Raw genomic sequence first — 17618 nt, forward strand, 5'->3', positions numbered from 1 at the left:
TGTGAAGCACGCCCCCTGTAGCAGCTGGCGCAGCTGCTACAAGGGTTCAGGTTAAAACTGCCAATTGAGGCTCAGCCCTACGCCATGGCTCTTCTCGCGGCTGGCCAGTTGGCCGGTGTAATCGAGGTTCACGCGAATGTCCCGGCTCAGGGCCAGGCTGGCATGGGCGCCTACCAGCGCCGCATCACGCACCATGGGCGAGCTCTCCACCGAGAACGGCGTGCTACCGCTGGAAAATGCCAGGTGTTCTTCGGCATCGGTGTTACTCAGGTTGCGCTGCCAGCCGAGGCTCGCTCCCAGCTCAAGCTGTTGCTGGCCGGACAGGTTCACCGTTTTCAACGCGCGCACGCCCAACGTGCTGAGCACCGCCTCCCGCGTGTCGCCACGGCTTTTCAGTGCGGCGCCATCGCCTTTCTCGGTGAAACCCTCGGTGTCGAGGTGTACGTAGGCCAGGTTGGCAAAGGGTTCGAGCGCGAGCGGTTGCAGGTTCAGGCGATACGCCGCTTCACCGAACACCTGAGTGGTGCCGGCATCGACCTTGGCTTTCTGCTTGGCGCTGACGTCGCCGTATTGCAGGTCACGTTTGACGTCGGCGCGATGCCAGCTGTAGGCACCGCCGGCACTCAGCCGCCAGGCACCCAGTTCGCGGCCGGCATACGCACCCAAGTGATAGCTGTCGACCTTGGCCGATGAATGAGTGCCCGAGCCCATGCTCACCGAGCTATCGCTATAACCGGTGACCAGGCCGATCCGGGTTTGCTCGTCAATCGCACCATCGACACCGGCAAGCAAGCCGCCAATCGAGGTGGTGTAACCGGCGGTGTCATGCCGGTCATCGGTCTTGCCCCAGGCCCCCAGCGCCTTTATCCAGCCATTGCTTTGCGCGCCTTTGGCGTCAACCAGTCGCTCACCGACCGCATCACGCAGGTAACGACTGTCGTTAATCAGCACGGAGCCCAACGCCGGGTAGATTTCCCCCGACAACTGCTGGAACGCCTGCTGTGCGGACGTCGCGGTGGGCGACAGCAACAGGCTTTCGTAAACCGGATTGCCTGCCCCAAGCCCCTCCACGGCAGAGGCGACGGCACGTTGATTCGGCGTCTGGCCGACGCTGGCGAAAGTCGTGTCGTTACGCTCCACACTCAGTTGAATACCGGAGGCGGCGTAATCGAGGCTGCCGCCAATGAACAGATAATTGGGCAACACCGCACCGAACTGACCTTGAATGCCGCCGGCCGCTTGCAGAATGTTGTATTGGTGACCGAGCAGGCTTTGCACTTGTTGAGTGCTGAGCAAGGTCGGGCTGTTTTCCAGCGACAAGCTGACCGTCGCCCCGCTAACCGTGGCCGTGCCGCCCGCGATGATCCGGTCACTGTCAGTCGGCGACAGCTCCACCGCGTAGGTCGAGCCGGGCGCAAACGTGACGTCGCCAGCGACCTGCAAGGTGCCAATGGAATTGCCCGGCGCAACGGTAGCGCCCCGGTTGGCCGTCAGTGCGCCGACTCGTCCTGAACCGCCCAGCGTGCCGCTGTCATTGACGGTCACGCTGGATGCCAACGAACCATTGACCGACAGCAGGCCGCCATTCACCGTGGTCGACCCGCGCCAGGTGTTGTCGCCGGTCAGCATCAATCGTCCGGCTCCGGACTTGATCAGGCTGCCTTCATAGACTCGGCTGGCGGCCGCTGAATCGCGAGCCATGCCGACGGCGTAATCCGTCTGATCCTGTTGGCTGGCACCGGCCGGCACGCCGTTCTCCCAGCCTTTGGCCCTCAACGTCTGTTGCCAGGCACTGCGTTCGGCCGCGTCTTCGCCCTGCCGCTGGATCAGCGCGTTGTCCGAGATGTCGTTGCTCCAGACATCGCTCTGCCCTGCCCCCAGATTGGCGTCGAAGCGCCCGAGCAATTGCCCCGGCCCGCGCATCGCCCGTTCAAGGTTGGCCACGCCCCAGCCGACGCGGGTGTTCGGCGCCTGGGTGACGGAACCGTCGAGTTGGGTGGCGGTGGTCAACAGGGTTTCCAGCGCCTGCTGGTTGGTCATGTACGGATAGCGTTCCATCACCAGCGCCAGCGCGCCGGTGGCATGCGGCGCGGACATGGAGGTGCCGGACTTGATCGCATAACCGGCGTCGGGAATGGTGCTGTCGATTTTCGCGCCGGGGGTGGTGATGCACCAATACTTGGCGATCCCGCACTGGTTGTACTTCTGCTGGTTGCTTTGATCCAGCCCCGACACCGCCAGCCAATGGCCTTCCAGGTCTGGTTCAAAATACGGCAAGGCCGAACGCACGCTGGCATTCGGGTAACCGCTGTTGCCGGCGCTGAACACGTTGATCACACCGCGACGGGAAACATCAGCCGCCGCATCGATCCAGGTGCCTTTGTTCCAGTGCTGAGCGTAGGCGGCGTGCAGATCGCCGAGGGTGCGATAGCTGACGTCCGGTGGCTGGCTGCCCCAGCTGTTATTGATCGCCCGCACGCCGGCGTCGGCCAAGGCGTTGTAGACCGCTTTGAAGTAGCGCGGATCCGGGTTGGGGCCGAACAGAAAACTGTCGTTCTTGTTGGTATTGCCGACGTAGACCTGCGCGTTGTACGCCACACCGTGCATGCCGGTGCCATCGCGGGAGGCGCCGATGGTGCCGGCGACGTGGGTACCGTGGGAGTCGTTATTGGCGTTGAGGGTGCCGTCGACATTGAACAGTGAACCGTCGACGTAACTGCCGCTGGCCAACACCGCGTGGTAACGGTCGGTGGCGAATTCGGGATGGGCTGCATCGAAGCCTGAATCGAGCTCGCCGATTTTCACACCCTTGCCGGTGATACCGGCGGCGTAGGCCTGGTCGGCCTGCATGCGGGCCAGTCCCCAGTCACGCTGAAATTCCACCGAGCGCCAACTGGCGGCATCGCCCAGAGTGCCGGTTTCCTGGTAAAGCGCCTGGGCCGAGCCTGGCGCTACTGAAATCCAGAGCAATAACGTGCCGACCGACATCGGCTTGATCTGTACATCCATGTTCAACTTCTCGCTTTTTTGGCGTTTTTAGAATTCTGGTTGCCCATTAGGGGCCACACGCAACTCCTGTAACAGCTGGCGAAGCCTGCTGCTACAGGTCAAATCATTGAGATCTCGGGCCTTGGCCGAACGCCTCGTCCACCTTGGCCAGATCCTGCTCATTCAGTGTCCCGGCGTAGTAATGCAATTTGGTCCAGGCCATCAGGTAGTCGTACCTTGCCTGAGCCAAATCCCGGCGGGTGGTAAATAGTTGTTGTTCGGCATTCAACGCATCCAGGTTCACCCGCTCGCCGCCCAGGATGCTTTGCTTGGTCGAGACCACCAGCGCTTCCGCCGATTTCAGGGCTTTCTGATAGGCCCGCAACTTGTTCACCCCCGACAGGCAGGCGCTGAATTGCCGACGCAGTTCGATCAGGGTTTCCCGGGTCTTGCCGTCCAGTTCGTATTCGGCCTGTTCCATGGTGCGGCTGGCCTGTCGGGTCGACGCCGACACCCCGCCGCCGGCGTACAACGGCACGCTGACTTCAATGCCGATGGTGTTGGTGTCGTAACGCTGGTTGTAGGTGTTGCCGCTTTCCGATTCGTTCTGGCGCACCGAAGCGTAGGCACTGACTTTCGGCAGGTGTCCGGCGCGGTTGCGTTCGACTTCATACCGCGCGACTTCCACAGCCTGGCGCTGCGAGGCCAGGTTCGGGTTGTTGGCCACGGCCATCTCGTGCCAGGTGTCGTAGTTGGCCGGCAGTAGGCTGAAGGTCTGGAAGTTCTGGTCCAGCGGCGCCAGGTCCGTGATGTCGACCGCTGGCACGCCAATCAGCGCGCCCAGTTCGCGCAAGGATGCGTCCTGCTCGTTGCGTGCCTCGATTTCCTCGGCGGTCGCCAGTTCGTAGCGAGACTCGGCCTCAAGAATATCGGTGCGCGTGCCCTCGCCCTGGCGGAACATCTGCTCGTTCTGCTGGAACTGCTGTTCGAAGGCTTTCTTCTTCGCCTGCGCGATGTCGATCTGATCCTGAGCGAACAACGCATGGGTGTAGTTTTCCAGCACACGAACCAGCAACTCCTGGCTCTTGCCGCGAAAGGCTTCGTCGGCAAATAACGACTGCGCCACGCCTTTGCGGTACGCCGCGTAGGCTTCGTAATCGAGCAATGGCTGTTGCAGGGTCAGGTTCGAACCGTAGCTGCCGTAGTTGCGGTCCTCAGTGAAGTCCGGCCGACCTTCATTGATTTGGGTAACCTTGGAGGTGTTGCGCCCCTTGTTGTAGGTGTAACCAATCCTGGGCAACAGCCCGGCCCTGCCAATGATACGGTTCTCCAGGCCGGCATCGCGTTCCTTCATGGCGCCAAGGAACACCGGGTCATTGCGCAACGCTTGCTCGTAGATCTCGAACGGCCCCATGGAGGCCATCACACTGTTGCACGTCAGCAACGCCAGGGTGGCTGCGAGCATTGAAAGCTTATTCATACAGCCGAACATCCTTATTCCTCGGTCAACGCGGAGCCTGCCCGGTCGAGCAGCGGTTTGAACAAATAGTTGAGGAGTGAACGTTCACCGGTACGCACGAACATTTCCGCCGGCATGCCGGGCTTGATCACCAGGCCGTTGAGTTTTTCCATGGCCTGGTCGCTGACGCTGCTGCGCAGCACGTAGTACGGCGCGCCGGTTTTCTCGTCGACCATCTGATCGGCGGAAATCAGGCTGACTTCGCCAGGCACTCGGGGTGTGCGGCTCTGGTTGAACGCGGTGAACAGAATGTCCACCGGCAAGTGGGTGCCGACCTTGTCGATCAGGTTGATCGGCAAGTGCCCTTCCACTTCCAGGCGGGTGCCTTGCGGCACGATCTCCAGCAAGGTTTCGCCCTGACGGACCACCGCACCTTCGGTGTGAACCCCAAGGTTGACCGCGATGCCGTCGGCGGTGGCGATGATTTCGCTGTGTTGCAGATCGAACCCGGCGGAAGTCAGCTGCTCTTCCAGGGTCACGCTTTTGAGTTGCGCGTCGGCCAGTTGCGTGCGGACTTCTTTCTGGTATTCCTCGATGTGCTGTTGCAGCTTCAGGCGCGATTCGAGGATGCCCTGCTCGACCCGGCCGCTTTCACCGCTGTTTTCCGACAGTTGCTGCTGCACCTGCGACAGTTGCCGCTGGTACTCCATCAAGCGGTTGCGCGGGATGTAGCCGTTGTCAGCCAGGGGCTGAAGATTACTCAGTTGTTGTTGCAGCGAACTGGCCTGAGCCGTCAGGTCCGTGCGGGCGCGGCGCATGCCGGCCAATTGCGCGCTGGCACCTTCGATGCTTGCGCGCAAACCCGCCTGCTCACGGGAAAACGCTTCGCGGCGGCTGCTGAACAATTGCCGCTGCCCCTCAAGGACCAGAGCCAGGCGTGGATCGGGATCGTTGCTCAGTTCCGCCGGGAAATTCACCTGCTTGAGGTTGTCCCGTTCGCTCTGCCACCGCGCCAGGCTGGCCCAAGCCATGCGGTATTGCGCTTGCAGCGATTGCACATCGGCCGCGACCTGGGTCTGGTCGAGCTGGAACAGCGGCTGGCCCTGCTTTACCACTTGGCCCTCGCGCACCAGAATCCGGCTGACCACGCCGTTGCTCATCGATTGCACGGCTTTGCGCTTGCCCGAGACCACGACCGTGCCTTGCACCGGAATACCTTGGTCGAGCGGCGCGAGGCTGGCCCAGGTGAAGAAACTGCCGGCGCCGACGATCGCCAGAATCCAGCCCATGCGGGCGAAGAATCGCGCATCACGCTCAGGGCGTTCGGCGATGTAATCGTGTTCCATCGTCGCTTCGTTTTCAGTGTTCATGCGAGCGCTGGTCATACACCCGAATTCCTTGTCGTAGGCTGATACTGGCGACTCATGCTGAGCCCGCCCGGTGCTTGCGCCGGTTTTTCGCGTTGCTGCTCATGGGCGCCGGAGAGTGCCTTGAGCACTTCCTGGCTGGGGCCGAAGGCCTGCAAACGACCTTCGTTGAGCACCAGCAGCTTGTCGGCCTGGGCCAGCGCCGAAGAGCGATGGGTCACCAGAATCACGCTGGTGCCCTGGCCCTTCATCTGCGCGATGGCGCCGGCCAGCGCCGCTTCGCCCACGGTGTCGAGGTTGGAATTGGGCTCATCGAGCACCACCAGGCTTGGCTTGCCGTACAGCGCGCGAGCCAATGCCACCCGTTGCTTCTGGCCGCCAGACAAGCCGCTGCCGTCCTCGCCCAGCACCGTGTCGTAGCCCTGCGGCATGCGCAGGATCAGCTCATGGACGCCCGCCTGTTGCGCCGCTTCGACGACTTTTTGCGGATCGGCTTCGCGAAACCGCGCGATGTTTTCGGCGATGCTGCCGCTGAACAATTCGATGTCCTGGGGCAAGTAACCGATGTAGGGACCGAGGTCGTCGCGGTTCCAGCGATGGATGTCCGCGCCATCGAGCCGCACAGTGCCGCCGAGAGTTGGCCAGACGCCGACCAGCACTCGGGCCAGGGTCGACTTGCCGGAGCCGGAGGCGCCGAGTACGCCCAACACTTCACCGGCACCCAGGCTGAAATTGACCATGTGCAGGGTCGCCGCCCGTTGCCCCGGTGGGCCGGCGCTGACTTGTTCGAAGGTGATCTGGCCTTTCGGCGCCGGCAGCGCCATGGCTTCGTCACTCGGTGGAAAGGCTTGCAGCAGCGAATCAAGACGACGGTAAGCGAGCTTGGCGCCGCTCCATTGCTTCCAGACCGCGATCAGTTGATCGATGGGGCTCAGGACGCGGCCCATCAAAATGGAACCGGCGATCATCATCCCGGCGGTCATGTCGCCCTTGATCACCAGCAAGGCGCCGAGGCCCAGAACCAGGGATTGCAGGCACAGGCGCAAGGTTTTGCTCAGGGAGCTGATGATGGCACCGGTGTCGCTGGCCTGATTCTGCAGGCCGAGGAAACGCGAGTGCACCTGAAACCAGCGCTTGCGCAACACACCGAGCATGCCCATGGCCTGAATGGTTTCGGCGTTGTGCAGGTGACTGGTGGCCAGCTGGCTGGATTTCTGGGAAAACCCGGCGGCTTCGCCCAGGGGCTTTTTGGTCATTGCCTCGTTAAGGCAAGCGAGGCCGATCAGCACCACTGCGCCCACGGTTGCGAACACACCGAGCCAGACGTTGAACAGGTAGATCACGAAGAGATAGACCGGAAACCACGGCGCATCAAAGAACGCGAACAGCGCAGGACCGGTGACGAATTGGCGAATATGGGTCAGATCGCCAAGGGATTGCCCGGCGTTGCCCTCGCCCTTGAGCAGGTTGCGCTCGAACGCGGCCTGATACACCCGCAGGTTGAAACGGCGCTCCAGTTGGCTGCCGATGCGGATGACGATGAAGCTGCGCACGATCTCCAGCACACCGATAAAGGCGAAAAATCCGACCACCATCAACGACAGCATGGCCAGGGTGGTTTCGTTTTGCGAAGACAGCACGCGGTCGTAGACCTGGAGCATGTAAATCGACGGAACCAGCATCAATATGTTTATCAACGCGGTGAAACAACCGACGCTGATCAGGATGCTCTTATAGTCGCCCAGTGCCTTGAACAACGGTGCGGTGGCTGGGGTCTTCGCCATCTTCATTGATTTTTCCTGAGATGATATTCCTCGCCCGGTTTTGGCGAGATGTCAATTAACTGTCCGCACACGGGTCGAGACATTCTTTGCCGGTCAGCGCTTACAAATGAATAACAACTTTCTATATTTTATTAAAAGTCAGGTTATTGATCTGAAGCTTATAACGGCAACTACGCGCTTTATATTCAACACTTGCGTCGGCTCGGTACTTTTCGCTTAAAGCGCAGCGCGCTTGAGCGTAATGATCAGACCCGACTTCAATGTGCTTTGATAAAGCCCTTCATGCTGTCGGCTGAAAAACACAATTCTTGAGCCTTCGTCACCGGTGATAGCGATGCCGTCCGGTTCCGGGAACCAGCCAATCGCAGGCTTTTGCAGCCAGGCACCGAGGCATCCAGCGCCCTCACCCAGTGTCTGCGTTGGCTGAAAGTCGATGACGCATACGTTGGACGGTTTGTCTTGCGACGTCTGGGACTCTGGTGAGTCATCTTTGGCGCTCAGGGTCGCCTGCCATTTGCCGGCCAGTTCCGAGGGATCCGCTAATTTCAGGCTGCTCGCCATGGCTGTCTCTCCAAAAAAAATCATCAACGTCGCCAGGAGCCACGCGGTTGTTCGGTGAGTAAAGGCTTTATGAGCCATAGGTTGTTGTACTCCAGCTTGTGGCCTTTGGCACAGAGGGCGGCGCATCGGCGCCACCCTCCTTATCGCGTTACATCACGCAGCGATGTCCGAGAACGCCGCCTGGCCAACGGTGCTGACCAGGAAATCAGCTACGCCGTGCCCGGAGAAGTCCACCGCCAACTGGCTGTTACCGCCCGAAGAGGTCAACACTGCATCGCCTGCCGCACCGGTGAACGAGCTCACGAAGTGCAGGCCCGCGCCTTTGGTGATGCCGGTCAGGTCAATCTTGTCCAGGCCGCTGACAAAATCGAGGATCTGATCGGCCACACCCGGCTTGGAGTCGCTGCTGGCCGCAAACACAAAGGTGTCCGAGCCGGTACCGCCCCACAGCTTGTCCGCACCGCCCGCGCCGAAGAGGATGTCGTTGCCGGCACCGCCCTTCAGTTCGTTGGATACCCCATTACCAATCAGCAGGTCGTTGCCCGAACCGCCAATCGCGTTCTCGATGGTTGCACCCTTGGCAATGGAAACGTTGCCCACCATACCGCCAACGTCGGAGAACGAGGCTTCATTGAGGTTGATCTTCTGGTTCTGGGTAAAACCGGAGAAGTCCAGCGTGTCTTTGCCGCCCGCATCCCACACCGAGAACACGACCTTGTCCGACGACGAAGACGCGCTCAGAAAATCGCGTCCGGCATTGGAGTTGAAACCGTAGGTGGTGTCACCGGTGCGGGTGGTGGTGTTGGCACCGTAGAGCTTCTGGATGGCGGCAATATCGTCCAGCAGCGGACCGGACGCATAGGCTTCGACGCCGCCCTTGCTGAAGTTCTGATCGGTATTGCTTTCACTCCAGTAGCTCATGAGGCTGTAGCCGCGAGTGTCTTCTGCGTAGGTCGCGTCGTTGTAAGTCGGCGCGCCTTCACCGGCGTTGTAGTCGCCGGGGTGGGCCAGGCCCAGGGAGTGACCGATTTCGTGGGTCAGGGTTTGACGACCGTAGTTGTTCAGGTCCGGCGTCTTGTTGGGCGTGTAGCTGCTGTTGGTCAGGTACCAGGACGTACCGTCATAACCGGCGCCGGTGCCAGGCAGGTAGGCGAATGCCGCTGCGCCGTCCTGGCCGCCGCTGTAGTTGCCGAAGGTCATGTGACCATCGCCGCCCGTGGCTTTCTCGGTAAAAGTGACTTTAGCTACATCGGCCCAGGATTGCATGGCGAGCACGGCCTGGGCTTTCTGTTGAGCGCTGAACTGACTGAAGCCGGTAATCCCGTGCTTGTTCATGGTGCTCGACGACGCCGAGGTCAGGAACGTGTAGGTCAGTTCGATTTTGCCGCTGCCGTCCTTGTCCTGGTAGGCAGCACCGTCGCGCAGCAATTGGGTCGCTGCCTCGTCGACGGAATAGGAGGGTTTGCCATTGACCGTGAGATTGCCACCCCGGTCATACTGATGGCTGAAGCTGTCGATCTGGTTGTACGCGGAACTGGGCGCAGCCAATGCTTGCAATGGCGAAAAGGCCTGTTCGGCAAGATCAATAGCGTTGTTTTTAACTTTCGACATAAACACACTTCCTTGTTTAGCAATGGAACAGTTTTTGTCAGATAGCGACAATCTCTGGCGAGATCGTCCTATCACTCGCCCAATGAAGGCGAAAGAAAACTGACACAATTCGAAATCAAACGTCTACATTTTTTTTGACGTCAAATTGTTCTGCTCCAGCAAGTACCCGGAAACAATGCCTGCGCTGTCGAAATATAGTTTTAAGTTGCGGGTTTCGGACTAATTGTCTGACGATTTCGTATTTAAATATTAAATATGGTTAAGTTGTTTTTTGTCGAACAGGCCTCACTTTTCGGGACTTATTAATATGAGTGCCATTGCAATGCCATCAGCTAAATCAAACGCTCGATGAGGTGTGGTCAGCTGCGATGACTTCCAGATGAACAGAAAAACCGATGGTGAACACGTTGCGTGCTCACCATCGCGTTTACCCGCAGCCACACTATTTTCTAAACCTCATCGATAACGGATAAGACCGTTTCTCGACTGTCCAGGATCCCCAGGTTCTGGAGGATGTCGTTGATGCTCCCCCATATGCCGAGGTCCTCGGGTGTTGATTCTTCGAGCACGATACGACTCAAGCTCAGCAACATATGCAACCTGCCAAAGGCGATATGATCGGACTGGGTGCCTTTATCGATGATTCGCTGGGCAGCGAGGTTAATCTCTCCTTCAAGGTAAGCTTTCAAATCTGATGTGTTCATTGCGATTCTCCTTTGCAGACGTCATGTCTGTGCCGTCAACGCTACAAAAGATTTTGCCGACTATCTACTGTCAGAAGTAACAGGTGCAGACAGTCAATAACGCGCTTTGGCGGCCCTCAACTCCCCGTCCGAATCTTGTTCCACACTCGTGTGCGAATCCGGTCAATGTTCAGCGGCATCGCCTCCAGCGCAAACAATTTGCCCATCATTTCCGGGCTCGGATACACCTTGGTGTCGTTCTTGATGGCCGGGTCGATCAGACTGTCGGCCTGTTGGTTGCCGTTGGCGTAGTGCACGTGGTTGCTGATGCTGGCCATGACATCCGGGCGCAGCAGGTAGTTCATGAACGCGTAGCCGGCTTTTTCGTCCGGGGCGTCGGTGGGCATGGCGACCATGTCGAACCAGATGGCGGCGCCCTCCTTGGGAATGGCGTAGCCGATGTCGATGCCGTTCTTGGCTTCTTTGGCACGGTTCTCGGCTTGCAGGATGTCGCCGGAGAAGCCGACCGCCACGCAGATGTCACCGTTGGCCAGGTCGCTGGTGTATTTGGATGAGTGGAAATAGCTGACGTAGGGCCGGACTTTCATCAGCAGCGCTTCAGCTTTTTTGTAGTCTTCCGGGTTCTTGCTGTGGTGCGGTAGCCCCAGGTAGTTCAGCGCGGCCGGCAGCAGTTCAGGGCCGTTGTCGAGGATGGCGACGCCGCACTTTTGCAGCTTGGCCATGTTCTCGGGCTTGAAGATCAGGTCCCAGGAATCCACGGGCGCGTTGTCGCCCAGCACGGCCTTGACCTTGGCGATGTTGTAGCCAATGCCGGTGCTGCCCCACAGGTACGGGAAACCGTGTTCATTGCCGGGATCGTTGGTCTGCAGCGCGGTGAGCAACACCGGGTTGAGATTTTTCCAGTTCGCCAGCTGGCTCTTGTCGAGCTTCTTCAGCGCCCCGCCCTGAATCTGCCGTGCCATGAAGTGGTTGGACGGGAATACCACGTCGTACCCGGATTTGCCGGTCATCAACTTGCCATCAAGGGTTTCGTTGCTGTCGTAGACGTCGTAGCTGAAGGCGATGCCGGTTTCTTTCTGGAAGTTTTTCGTGGTGTCCGGGGCGATGTAGTCCGACCAGTTATAGATTTTGACGGTCTCGGCCGCGTGGCTGAGCGACGCGACGAGCGCAAGGGGTGCGAGGGTCAGTGTCTTTCGGATCATGAGTCGATTCCTGTATGAGCTGTTGTGCTTTTTATTGGAGGGCTGGCAGGCAATCAAAGGATCAAAATCAAAAAATCAAAACGTAGGTCTTGCGCACGGTTTCCTGGATGTCCCAGATGCCGAGGCTGTTGGCCGGCAACATCAGTGCGTCACCGGCTTCGATGTAGAGGGTTTCACCGTCATCCGGGGTGAAGGTGCAGCGGCCCTGAATGAAGTGACAGAATTCCTGCGCAACGATCTGCCGGCGCCATCGGCCGGGCGTGCATTCCCAGACGCCGGTTTCGACGCCGTCGTCGCGTTCGACGCTGGTGGTCGAGGCCACCGCCACCGGCGTTCCCAACGGCACGGCGACGGGGTTCGACGCGTCCAGTTCCAGTGTTGCGGTGTTCTTGAATTGGGTGATGCCCATGGGAGTACCTGTCGATTGAGCCTATAGATGAAAAGCGTGCCGTTCAGTGCATGAAACCTTCCATGAACCCCGCCACCTTGCTCGCCAGTTTGCGGCGCCAAGGGGCCGTAGCCGGGTTGGCCAGGGTCTGGTCTTCGTGGACGAAGCTGCGGATGATCGCGTTGTAACCCAGCCAGCGGCAGGGCTCCGGTTCCCAGGCCCGGAGCGTGTCGAGACCGCCCTGGGGCATGACCCAAGGCTGGTGAACCAGTTCGGTATCGCGCTCCAGAATCAGATCCGCCAGGGTTCTGCCACCCAGGTTGCTGGCGCCGACGCCCTCGCCGCCATAACCGCCGGACAAGGCAATGCCGCTGGCGTGATCGCAGAGCATGTGCGGCTTGAAGTGCCGGGACATGCCCAGGTTGCCGCCCCACGCGTGGGTAATCTGCACGTTCTTGAGTTGCGGGAAGAGTTCGCCGAACAGGTAGCGCCGCAACTCCACTTCGCTGGTGGTCAGGTCAAAGTCATGGCGCAACTTGCCGGCAAACTGATAGCCGCCCCGGGCGCCGAACACCAGGCGGTTGTCCGCCGTGCGCTGGCCGTAGGTGACCTGTCGACTGCTTTCGCTGAACGCCTGGCCGCGGCTCAAGCCGATTTCGTCCCAGGTCGCGGCGGACAGTGGCTCGGTGGCGACAATCAGGCTTTGTACCGGTAACTGATAGCGGCCCAGTGGTGGCAGCGTGACCGAATAACCCTCTACCGCCGGCACGATCCACCGGCTGCGGACCTGAGCCTTGGCCGTGCGCAAACTCCCCGATTGCCACTGCGTGACCGCGCTGTTTTCGTAGATTTTGACACCCATGCGCTCGACCGTTTCCGCCAGACCTCGCACCAACTTTGCCGGGTGAATGGTCGCGACGTGCGGTGCATAGATACCGCCATAAGGCTTCGCAACTCTGATCTGTTGCGCCAGCTGTTCTGGGCTGAGCCAGCGGTAATCGCTCTCGGTCAGGCCTTGGCGGTAAAGCTTGTCCAGATAGTCTCGCAGGCTGGTTTCCTGCTCGGGATAGCGCGCGGCACAGTACAGCACCCCGCCTTTGCGATAATCGCAGTCGATGCCCTCACGTTCGATGACAATCTCGACTTCATCAGGGATGCTGTGCAGCAGATCGAAAGAGGCGCGACGTTGGTCCGGCGGCAATCCGGCCAATAATCGGTCCTCGCCCAGCAAGTTACCCATCAGCCAGCCGCCGTTTCTGCCCGACGCGCCAAAACCGGCGGTTTGCGCTTCGACGATGGCGATGTCCAGGCCTGGCGCCAGGCGCTTGAGGTAGTACGCAGTCCAGAGTCCGGTGTAACCCGCGCCGATGATGGCCACGTCGAGGTCCAGATCGTGCTCCAGCGCTGGACGCGCCAGCAACGGCTCGTCGAGTTGATCCATCCACAAACTGATAGTGCGCCACGCCGACATGCCAGACTCCGCCACTTAAACTTCGATGGCGTCGATCCTAGTGCGTGAGCTCAGGGACTGTCGTGCGCGCGTGCACGCAAAGAAATTTGTTTGACGTAAGCCTTGGGCGACAGCCCTGTGTGCTGGCGGAAACAACTGTAGAACGCCGATAACGAGTTGAAGCCGGCGGCAAACGCCAGCTCATCAATGCGCAACGGTGGCGTGGCGGCGTCCAGCGCCGCGAGCAAATGCTGCAGCCTTGCCTGGTTTACATAGCGATAGAAGCTCTGGCCCAGCACTTGATTCAGCAGATAGGAAATTTGATTGCGGCTGTAACCACACTCCTGCGCCACCCGCTGCAGATCAAGCTCGGGGTCCAGATAAGGCTGCTGGCGCTGGAAATACTGTTGCAGGTCGTCAGCCATGAAGCTCAACTGGCGCGGTGAAAGCCCGAGCCGGCTGGCGGCCGGGCGCAAGTTCGCCGCGGTGTTGCTTGGGGGTTGTTCGCGCACGAGGGACGCGTATTCGTTGACACGCCAGATCAACCCGTCGCGCACCGTGATTGCTTCACTGGAACGGAACGACACCAGCCCTTCACCGCCGCGCAAGGTCATCTGGTACTGGATGAACGCGGTGTTGCCGTCCAGGCGTATGCGATCGGAATGCTCCAGCGCTTCGTCCGGGTTACGCGGCATGCTGCCGCGCACGTACTCGCGCAACTCGTGCAGGCCCATGACCCGGTTCTGGAAAAAATCGTTGTACTGAACGTCCGGGTGATAAAGCGCCATGACACCGTCCAGATCCCGGTGTTTCCAGCACAGGTGGTAGCGCATGACCGTCTCACCCGTGGCCTGGGTTTGCCGCGGGCCATCATCATCGGCGTGCATAAAGGACTCGACGAAAAAAAACCGAGCTTGCCGAAGTTCGGCCACGGCTTCAATGGCCAGACCCAATCGCCGTAACGCCGAGCAAGGCCCGGCAGTGATCCACATCAAAAAAACGGTAGCAATCGCCAAACGGACTGAAAAAAATCACATGGTTTTCACATCTGGATGCTACTTTTAAAGGCAATCACCGGTTGAGCCATTGAAGGCTCTTCCCTCCTAACATGAGCTAAAGGAAGCGCTCGATGAAGAAGGCGGGCAACACATGAATAAAGGGTCTTTCAGCAAAGTTACGTTTCCAAACGCCTGTCAGCTGATGCGCTGGCATTTTCATCCCATGGGATTCGAGGCGAGCATGGACGCGCCGGGCAGCATGATCGCCCGTCTGTTTGACCGCGCCAGTGGCGAGACCATGATCGCCATTGCAGGCATACCTTGCGCAACCGTGATGAATGCCGCGGACGTAGAACGAATAATCGAAGCCGTGGAAGACGAACTTGAGTCTTTCATTCCTCCCGAGGCCCTCAAGAGTTACGCCTGAGTGTCAAACGCCCAACAAAAAGCCCACATCATGTGGGCTTTTTTGTGGGCTCGGGTTCAGACCAGCTTCTGACCTTGACGGTGATCAGCGAAGAACGGCTTGTCCTTGCCAATCCGGTCAGACGCCTTGGGCGTGTTCGCCGCCTGAGTGTCCTGCCCGTCGACATACCAGTAGCAATGACTCACCGCCCGCGTGATGCCGACGTAAGCCAGTCGCAGGATTTCGTCTTTCTGTGCGTTGTCGTAAGGCTCGTTGTCGCCCGCCTTGCCAAGTCCCGCCATACGATAAACCTGGTTCTTGTAAGGAGAACTGGTCAGGTGCTGGCAATCACCAAGCAAGAACACCGCGTCGGCCTGCAAGCCCTTGGCGCTGTGATACGTCAGCTGTTTGATGCGCCGAGCATCATACGGCAAGCTAGAATCCACATTAACTACAGACTGAATATGCTGTTCAATCAATAGCTTATCGCTGCTTTTTCGATAAAGCATCAAGATAGAATCACCCTGTTGGTAATGCTGGATCAGGCGTTGAGCCATGCCCTGATCGTCCCGTTCCATGACGTTCACTGGCAACAGTGCCTTGGGTTCACCGCTGGCCTTGGCCTTCTTTCCTGCGATGGACGGCGCTGCGCGGACGATATGCTCGGCCGCGTCAATGATGTGCTGATGGCTGCGGTAGTTGTCGCTGAGCATCACCTTCGTGGTGCTCGGCGACGGGAATTCCTTGTTGAACTCCATGAAATACGTCGGCGAACTGCCGCGCCAGCCATAAATGGACTGCCAGTCATCGCCGACGCACAGCAACGACGAACGTTGCGCGCCTCGCCCCACGTGCATTGCCGGGCCGCGACGGCGTATCTCGGCCAGGCTGGCACGAATCCAGGAGACAATCTGCGGCGATACGTCCTGAAATTCGTCGATCATCAGATGCAACAAAGGCCTCAGCAGCTCATCGCTCAGCAGCTTCAGGTTTTCCGGGGAATGCTCGCTGAACAAGGCAAACATCCGGTTGTAGGTCATCACCGGTGGCTTTTGATCGAGCAAATGATCTTCCAGGGCGCGCCAGAACAGACTCAACGCCTCGAAGAAATACCGGTCCGGATCATCCTTGGCGAAACTCATCTGGCCAACGGCATTCGGAACATCCAGGCCCAGGTTTTCGATAAACCCGGCGGCAGCCACAAAGCAGTCCAGCAAGGGAGCTGACCCCAACTCACCCTTCACCTTGTAATCGAAGCCCGGGCCGGCACTGGCGTCCCCTGCCAGCGAAGCCAGTACGCGCTTTGAAGATTCGTAACTATCCAACCATATCAATGGCTTACGACAGAAAGCTTGAAACAGGGTTCGCTTCACTGCCCATTCGGCGCGAACCGTTAACCTGGCATTCGGGCGGCAGACTTGCGGGTTTTCCCGGGGGTCAAAACCGAGCACCACCCAGGCATCCAGCGTCGGGATGTAGCCGTGACAATGGAAGGTCGCACCATTGATGTCGAATGCCTGCCGATTGGGCTCGATGCCTTTGATTGGCCAGGCGCCAGCGCGAAACCACAGATCTTCAATCGTGTCGCAGAGCTCTTCATCACGCTTGGCCGCCAATTCGGTGACCGCCATGCGTTTCTGCACATCAGGGTGATCGCGCTCAAGCTCCTTGAGCTGCAAGGCATGACGGGACAGCGGCTTGATCAGCTCGCGAAAACGCTCATCACGGGTGTGCAGGCTGTGAAAACAGGCATTGAGTTGCTGCCGCTGAGCGTCATTGATGCGCAGGTCGAAGGGATTGCTGTCGACCTCCTCATCGCCGTTTTGCGCGCGATTGCTGAGGTTTTCGAACGCTTGCAGACGCTCGAACCCCGGCAGGCTGCGAACCATTGGCAGGATTCGCGAGTGGAAAGTACGCACCAGATCCCGCGCCTCTTTGAGGCTCAGCGCCCGGCCCCACAATGCAAAGAGTTCGATCAGCTTATTAATGAAGTCTTTGCGCGACTCGCGGGTGAAGGTCACGACGGTCATCGAACTCAGCTCGAACCCCAGGTAATGGGTCAGCAGCAGGATACGCAATACCAGCGTCGTCGACTTGCCCGCCCCGGCCCCCGCAATCACTGACGTCGAAGGCGTCTCGCTGAAAATCATCTTCCACTGGGCGACGTTTGGCTGGGCGTGAGGTGGCAGCAGTCGGGCGACATCGGCCTTCATGCGCTTCTTCAGCTCGGCGCTCAAGGGCAGGCGCCAATCGTCGAACAAGTTGTCATCGACATTAGGCGGCCGATGCTCGGTCGAGCGCGAATCGCGGATCAACAGCACTTGCCGACCTTCTTCCAGCCCCTCGGCTTTCCCTTCCTTATAGCCGTAATCCACCCCGGCGCTGTGACCGCTGCGAAAACCGTCGGCTTGTCCGTGCAGCCACGACGCACGGTGCTGCGCACGCAGGCGCGTAAGGCCATGACCAAAGAATCGGGCGGCCAGACGCTTGAGCAGTGGCATCTCGGCCAGGGGACGGAGTTCGGGAGGAAGATCGGGGGTGTGTTGCGGCACGCGGACTGACTCCAGGGTGTGAGGCTGTTGAGGGCTATGGTGTCCGTATTTGCCGTTGAGTTCTAGTGAAATGCTTACAGGTCATTGGCTTATACGATGAAGTGAAGGCTGGATGAGAATGTTTCGAGGGCATTTGACATCAATTAAA

At 59.4% G+C, this 17618-nt stretch carries 13 protein-coding genes; 1 reads left to right on the plus strand and 12 read right to left on the minus strand.

Annotated elements, in window-relative coordinates; genetic code table 11:
• Positions 1–51: 51 nt before the first annotated feature.
• From ACIQV9_RS02375 to ACIQV9_RS02425, 11 genes are all read right to left on the minus strand, one after another.
• Entirely contained in the window at positions 52–3009 is a 2958-nt protein-coding gene (locus ACIQV9_RS02375) for an autotransporter domain-containing protein (RefSeq protein WP_403097705.1), read from the minus strand.
• 103 nt (positions 3010–3112) lie between these two features.
• Positions 3113–4480 carry a TolC family outer membrane protein gene (locus ACIQV9_RS02380; RefSeq protein WP_403097707.1) on the minus strand — a complete coding sequence of 456 codons (1368 nt, stop codon included), beginning with the start codon at positions 4478–4480 and terminating at the stop codon, positions 3113–3115.
• A 2-nt stretch (positions 4481–4482) separates the two neighbouring features.
• A complete protein-coding gene (locus ACIQV9_RS02385; RefSeq protein WP_403097709.1) occupies positions 4483–5832 on the minus strand; it encodes an HlyD family type I secretion periplasmic adaptor subunit in 1350 nt (449 codons plus the stop codon).
• The gene (locus tag ACIQV9_RS02390) at positions 5829–7604 is read right to left on the minus strand and encodes a type I secretion system permease/ATPase (protein ID WP_403097711.1); all 1776 of its coding nucleotides are present in this window, start codon (positions 7602–7604) and stop codon (positions 5829–5831) included. The genes ACIQV9_RS02385 and ACIQV9_RS02390 overlap by 4 nt, the downstream gene beginning before the upstream one ends.
• Before the next feature lie 210 nt (positions 7605–7814).
• Positions 7815–8237: an AprI/Inh family metalloprotease inhibitor gene (locus tag ACIQV9_RS02395; RefSeq protein ID WP_403097714.1), complete on the minus strand. Its 423-nt coding sequence runs from the start codon at positions 8235–8237 to the stop codon at positions 7815–7817.
• Between the two features lie 75 nt (positions 8238–8312).
• A complete protein-coding gene (locus ACIQV9_RS02400) occupies positions 8313–9770 on the minus strand; it encodes a serralysin family metalloprotease (RefSeq protein WP_403097716.1) in 1458 nt (485 codons plus the stop codon).
• A 449-nt stretch (positions 9771–10219) separates the two neighbouring features.
• Complete coding sequence (locus ACIQV9_RS02405; RefSeq protein ID WP_403097719.1) at positions 10220–10474, minus strand: hypothetical protein; 255 nt, start codon at positions 10472–10474, stop codon at positions 10220–10222.
• Positions 10475–10590: 116 nt separating this feature from the next.
• Complete coding sequence (locus ACIQV9_RS02410) at positions 10591–11676, minus strand: polyamine ABC transporter substrate-binding protein (RefSeq protein WP_403097721.1); 1086 nt, start codon at positions 11674–11676, stop codon at positions 10591–10593.
• Between the two features lie 67 nt (positions 11677–11743).
• A complete protein-coding gene (locus tag ACIQV9_RS02415) occupies positions 11744–12085 on the minus strand; it encodes a cupin domain-containing protein (RefSeq protein WP_403097724.1) in 342 nt (113 codons plus the stop codon).
• A 43-nt stretch (positions 12086–12128) separates the two neighbouring features.
• Positions 12129–13535: an NAD(P)/FAD-dependent oxidoreductase gene (locus tag ACIQV9_RS02420; RefSeq protein WP_403097727.1), complete on the minus strand. Its 1407-nt coding sequence runs from the start codon at positions 13533–13535 to the stop codon at positions 12129–12131.
• Positions 13536–13585: 50 nt separating this feature from the next.
• Positions 13586–14401, minus strand: coding sequence for a helix-turn-helix domain-containing protein (locus ACIQV9_RS02425; protein WP_403097729.1), 816 nt, complete (start codon positions 14399–14401; stop codon positions 13586–13588).
• A gap of 262 nt (positions 14402–14663) precedes the next feature.
• On the opposite strand from ACIQV9_RS02425, the gene ACIQV9_RS02430 reads away from it, so the two are divergent.
• A complete protein-coding gene (locus ACIQV9_RS02430) occupies positions 14664–14939 on the plus strand; it encodes a DUF1652 domain-containing protein (RefSeq protein ID WP_403097732.1) in 276 nt (91 codons plus the stop codon).
• A gap of 56 nt (positions 14940–14995) precedes the next feature.
• Here ACIQV9_RS02430 and ACIQV9_RS02435 read toward each other — a convergent pair whose 3' ends face one another.
• Positions 14996–17470 (minus strand): UvrD-helicase domain-containing protein, encoded by a 2475-nt coding sequence (locus ACIQV9_RS02435; protein ID WP_403097735.1) that lies wholly within the window; start codon positions 17468–17470, stop codon positions 14996–14998.
• Positions 17471–17618: the final 148 nt, after the last annotated feature.

This window comes from Pseudomonas sp. NPDC099000 (genome assembly GCF_044759925.1).
Lineage (GTDB): Bacteria > Pseudomonadota > Gammaproteobacteria > Pseudomonadales > Pseudomonadaceae > Aquipseudomonas.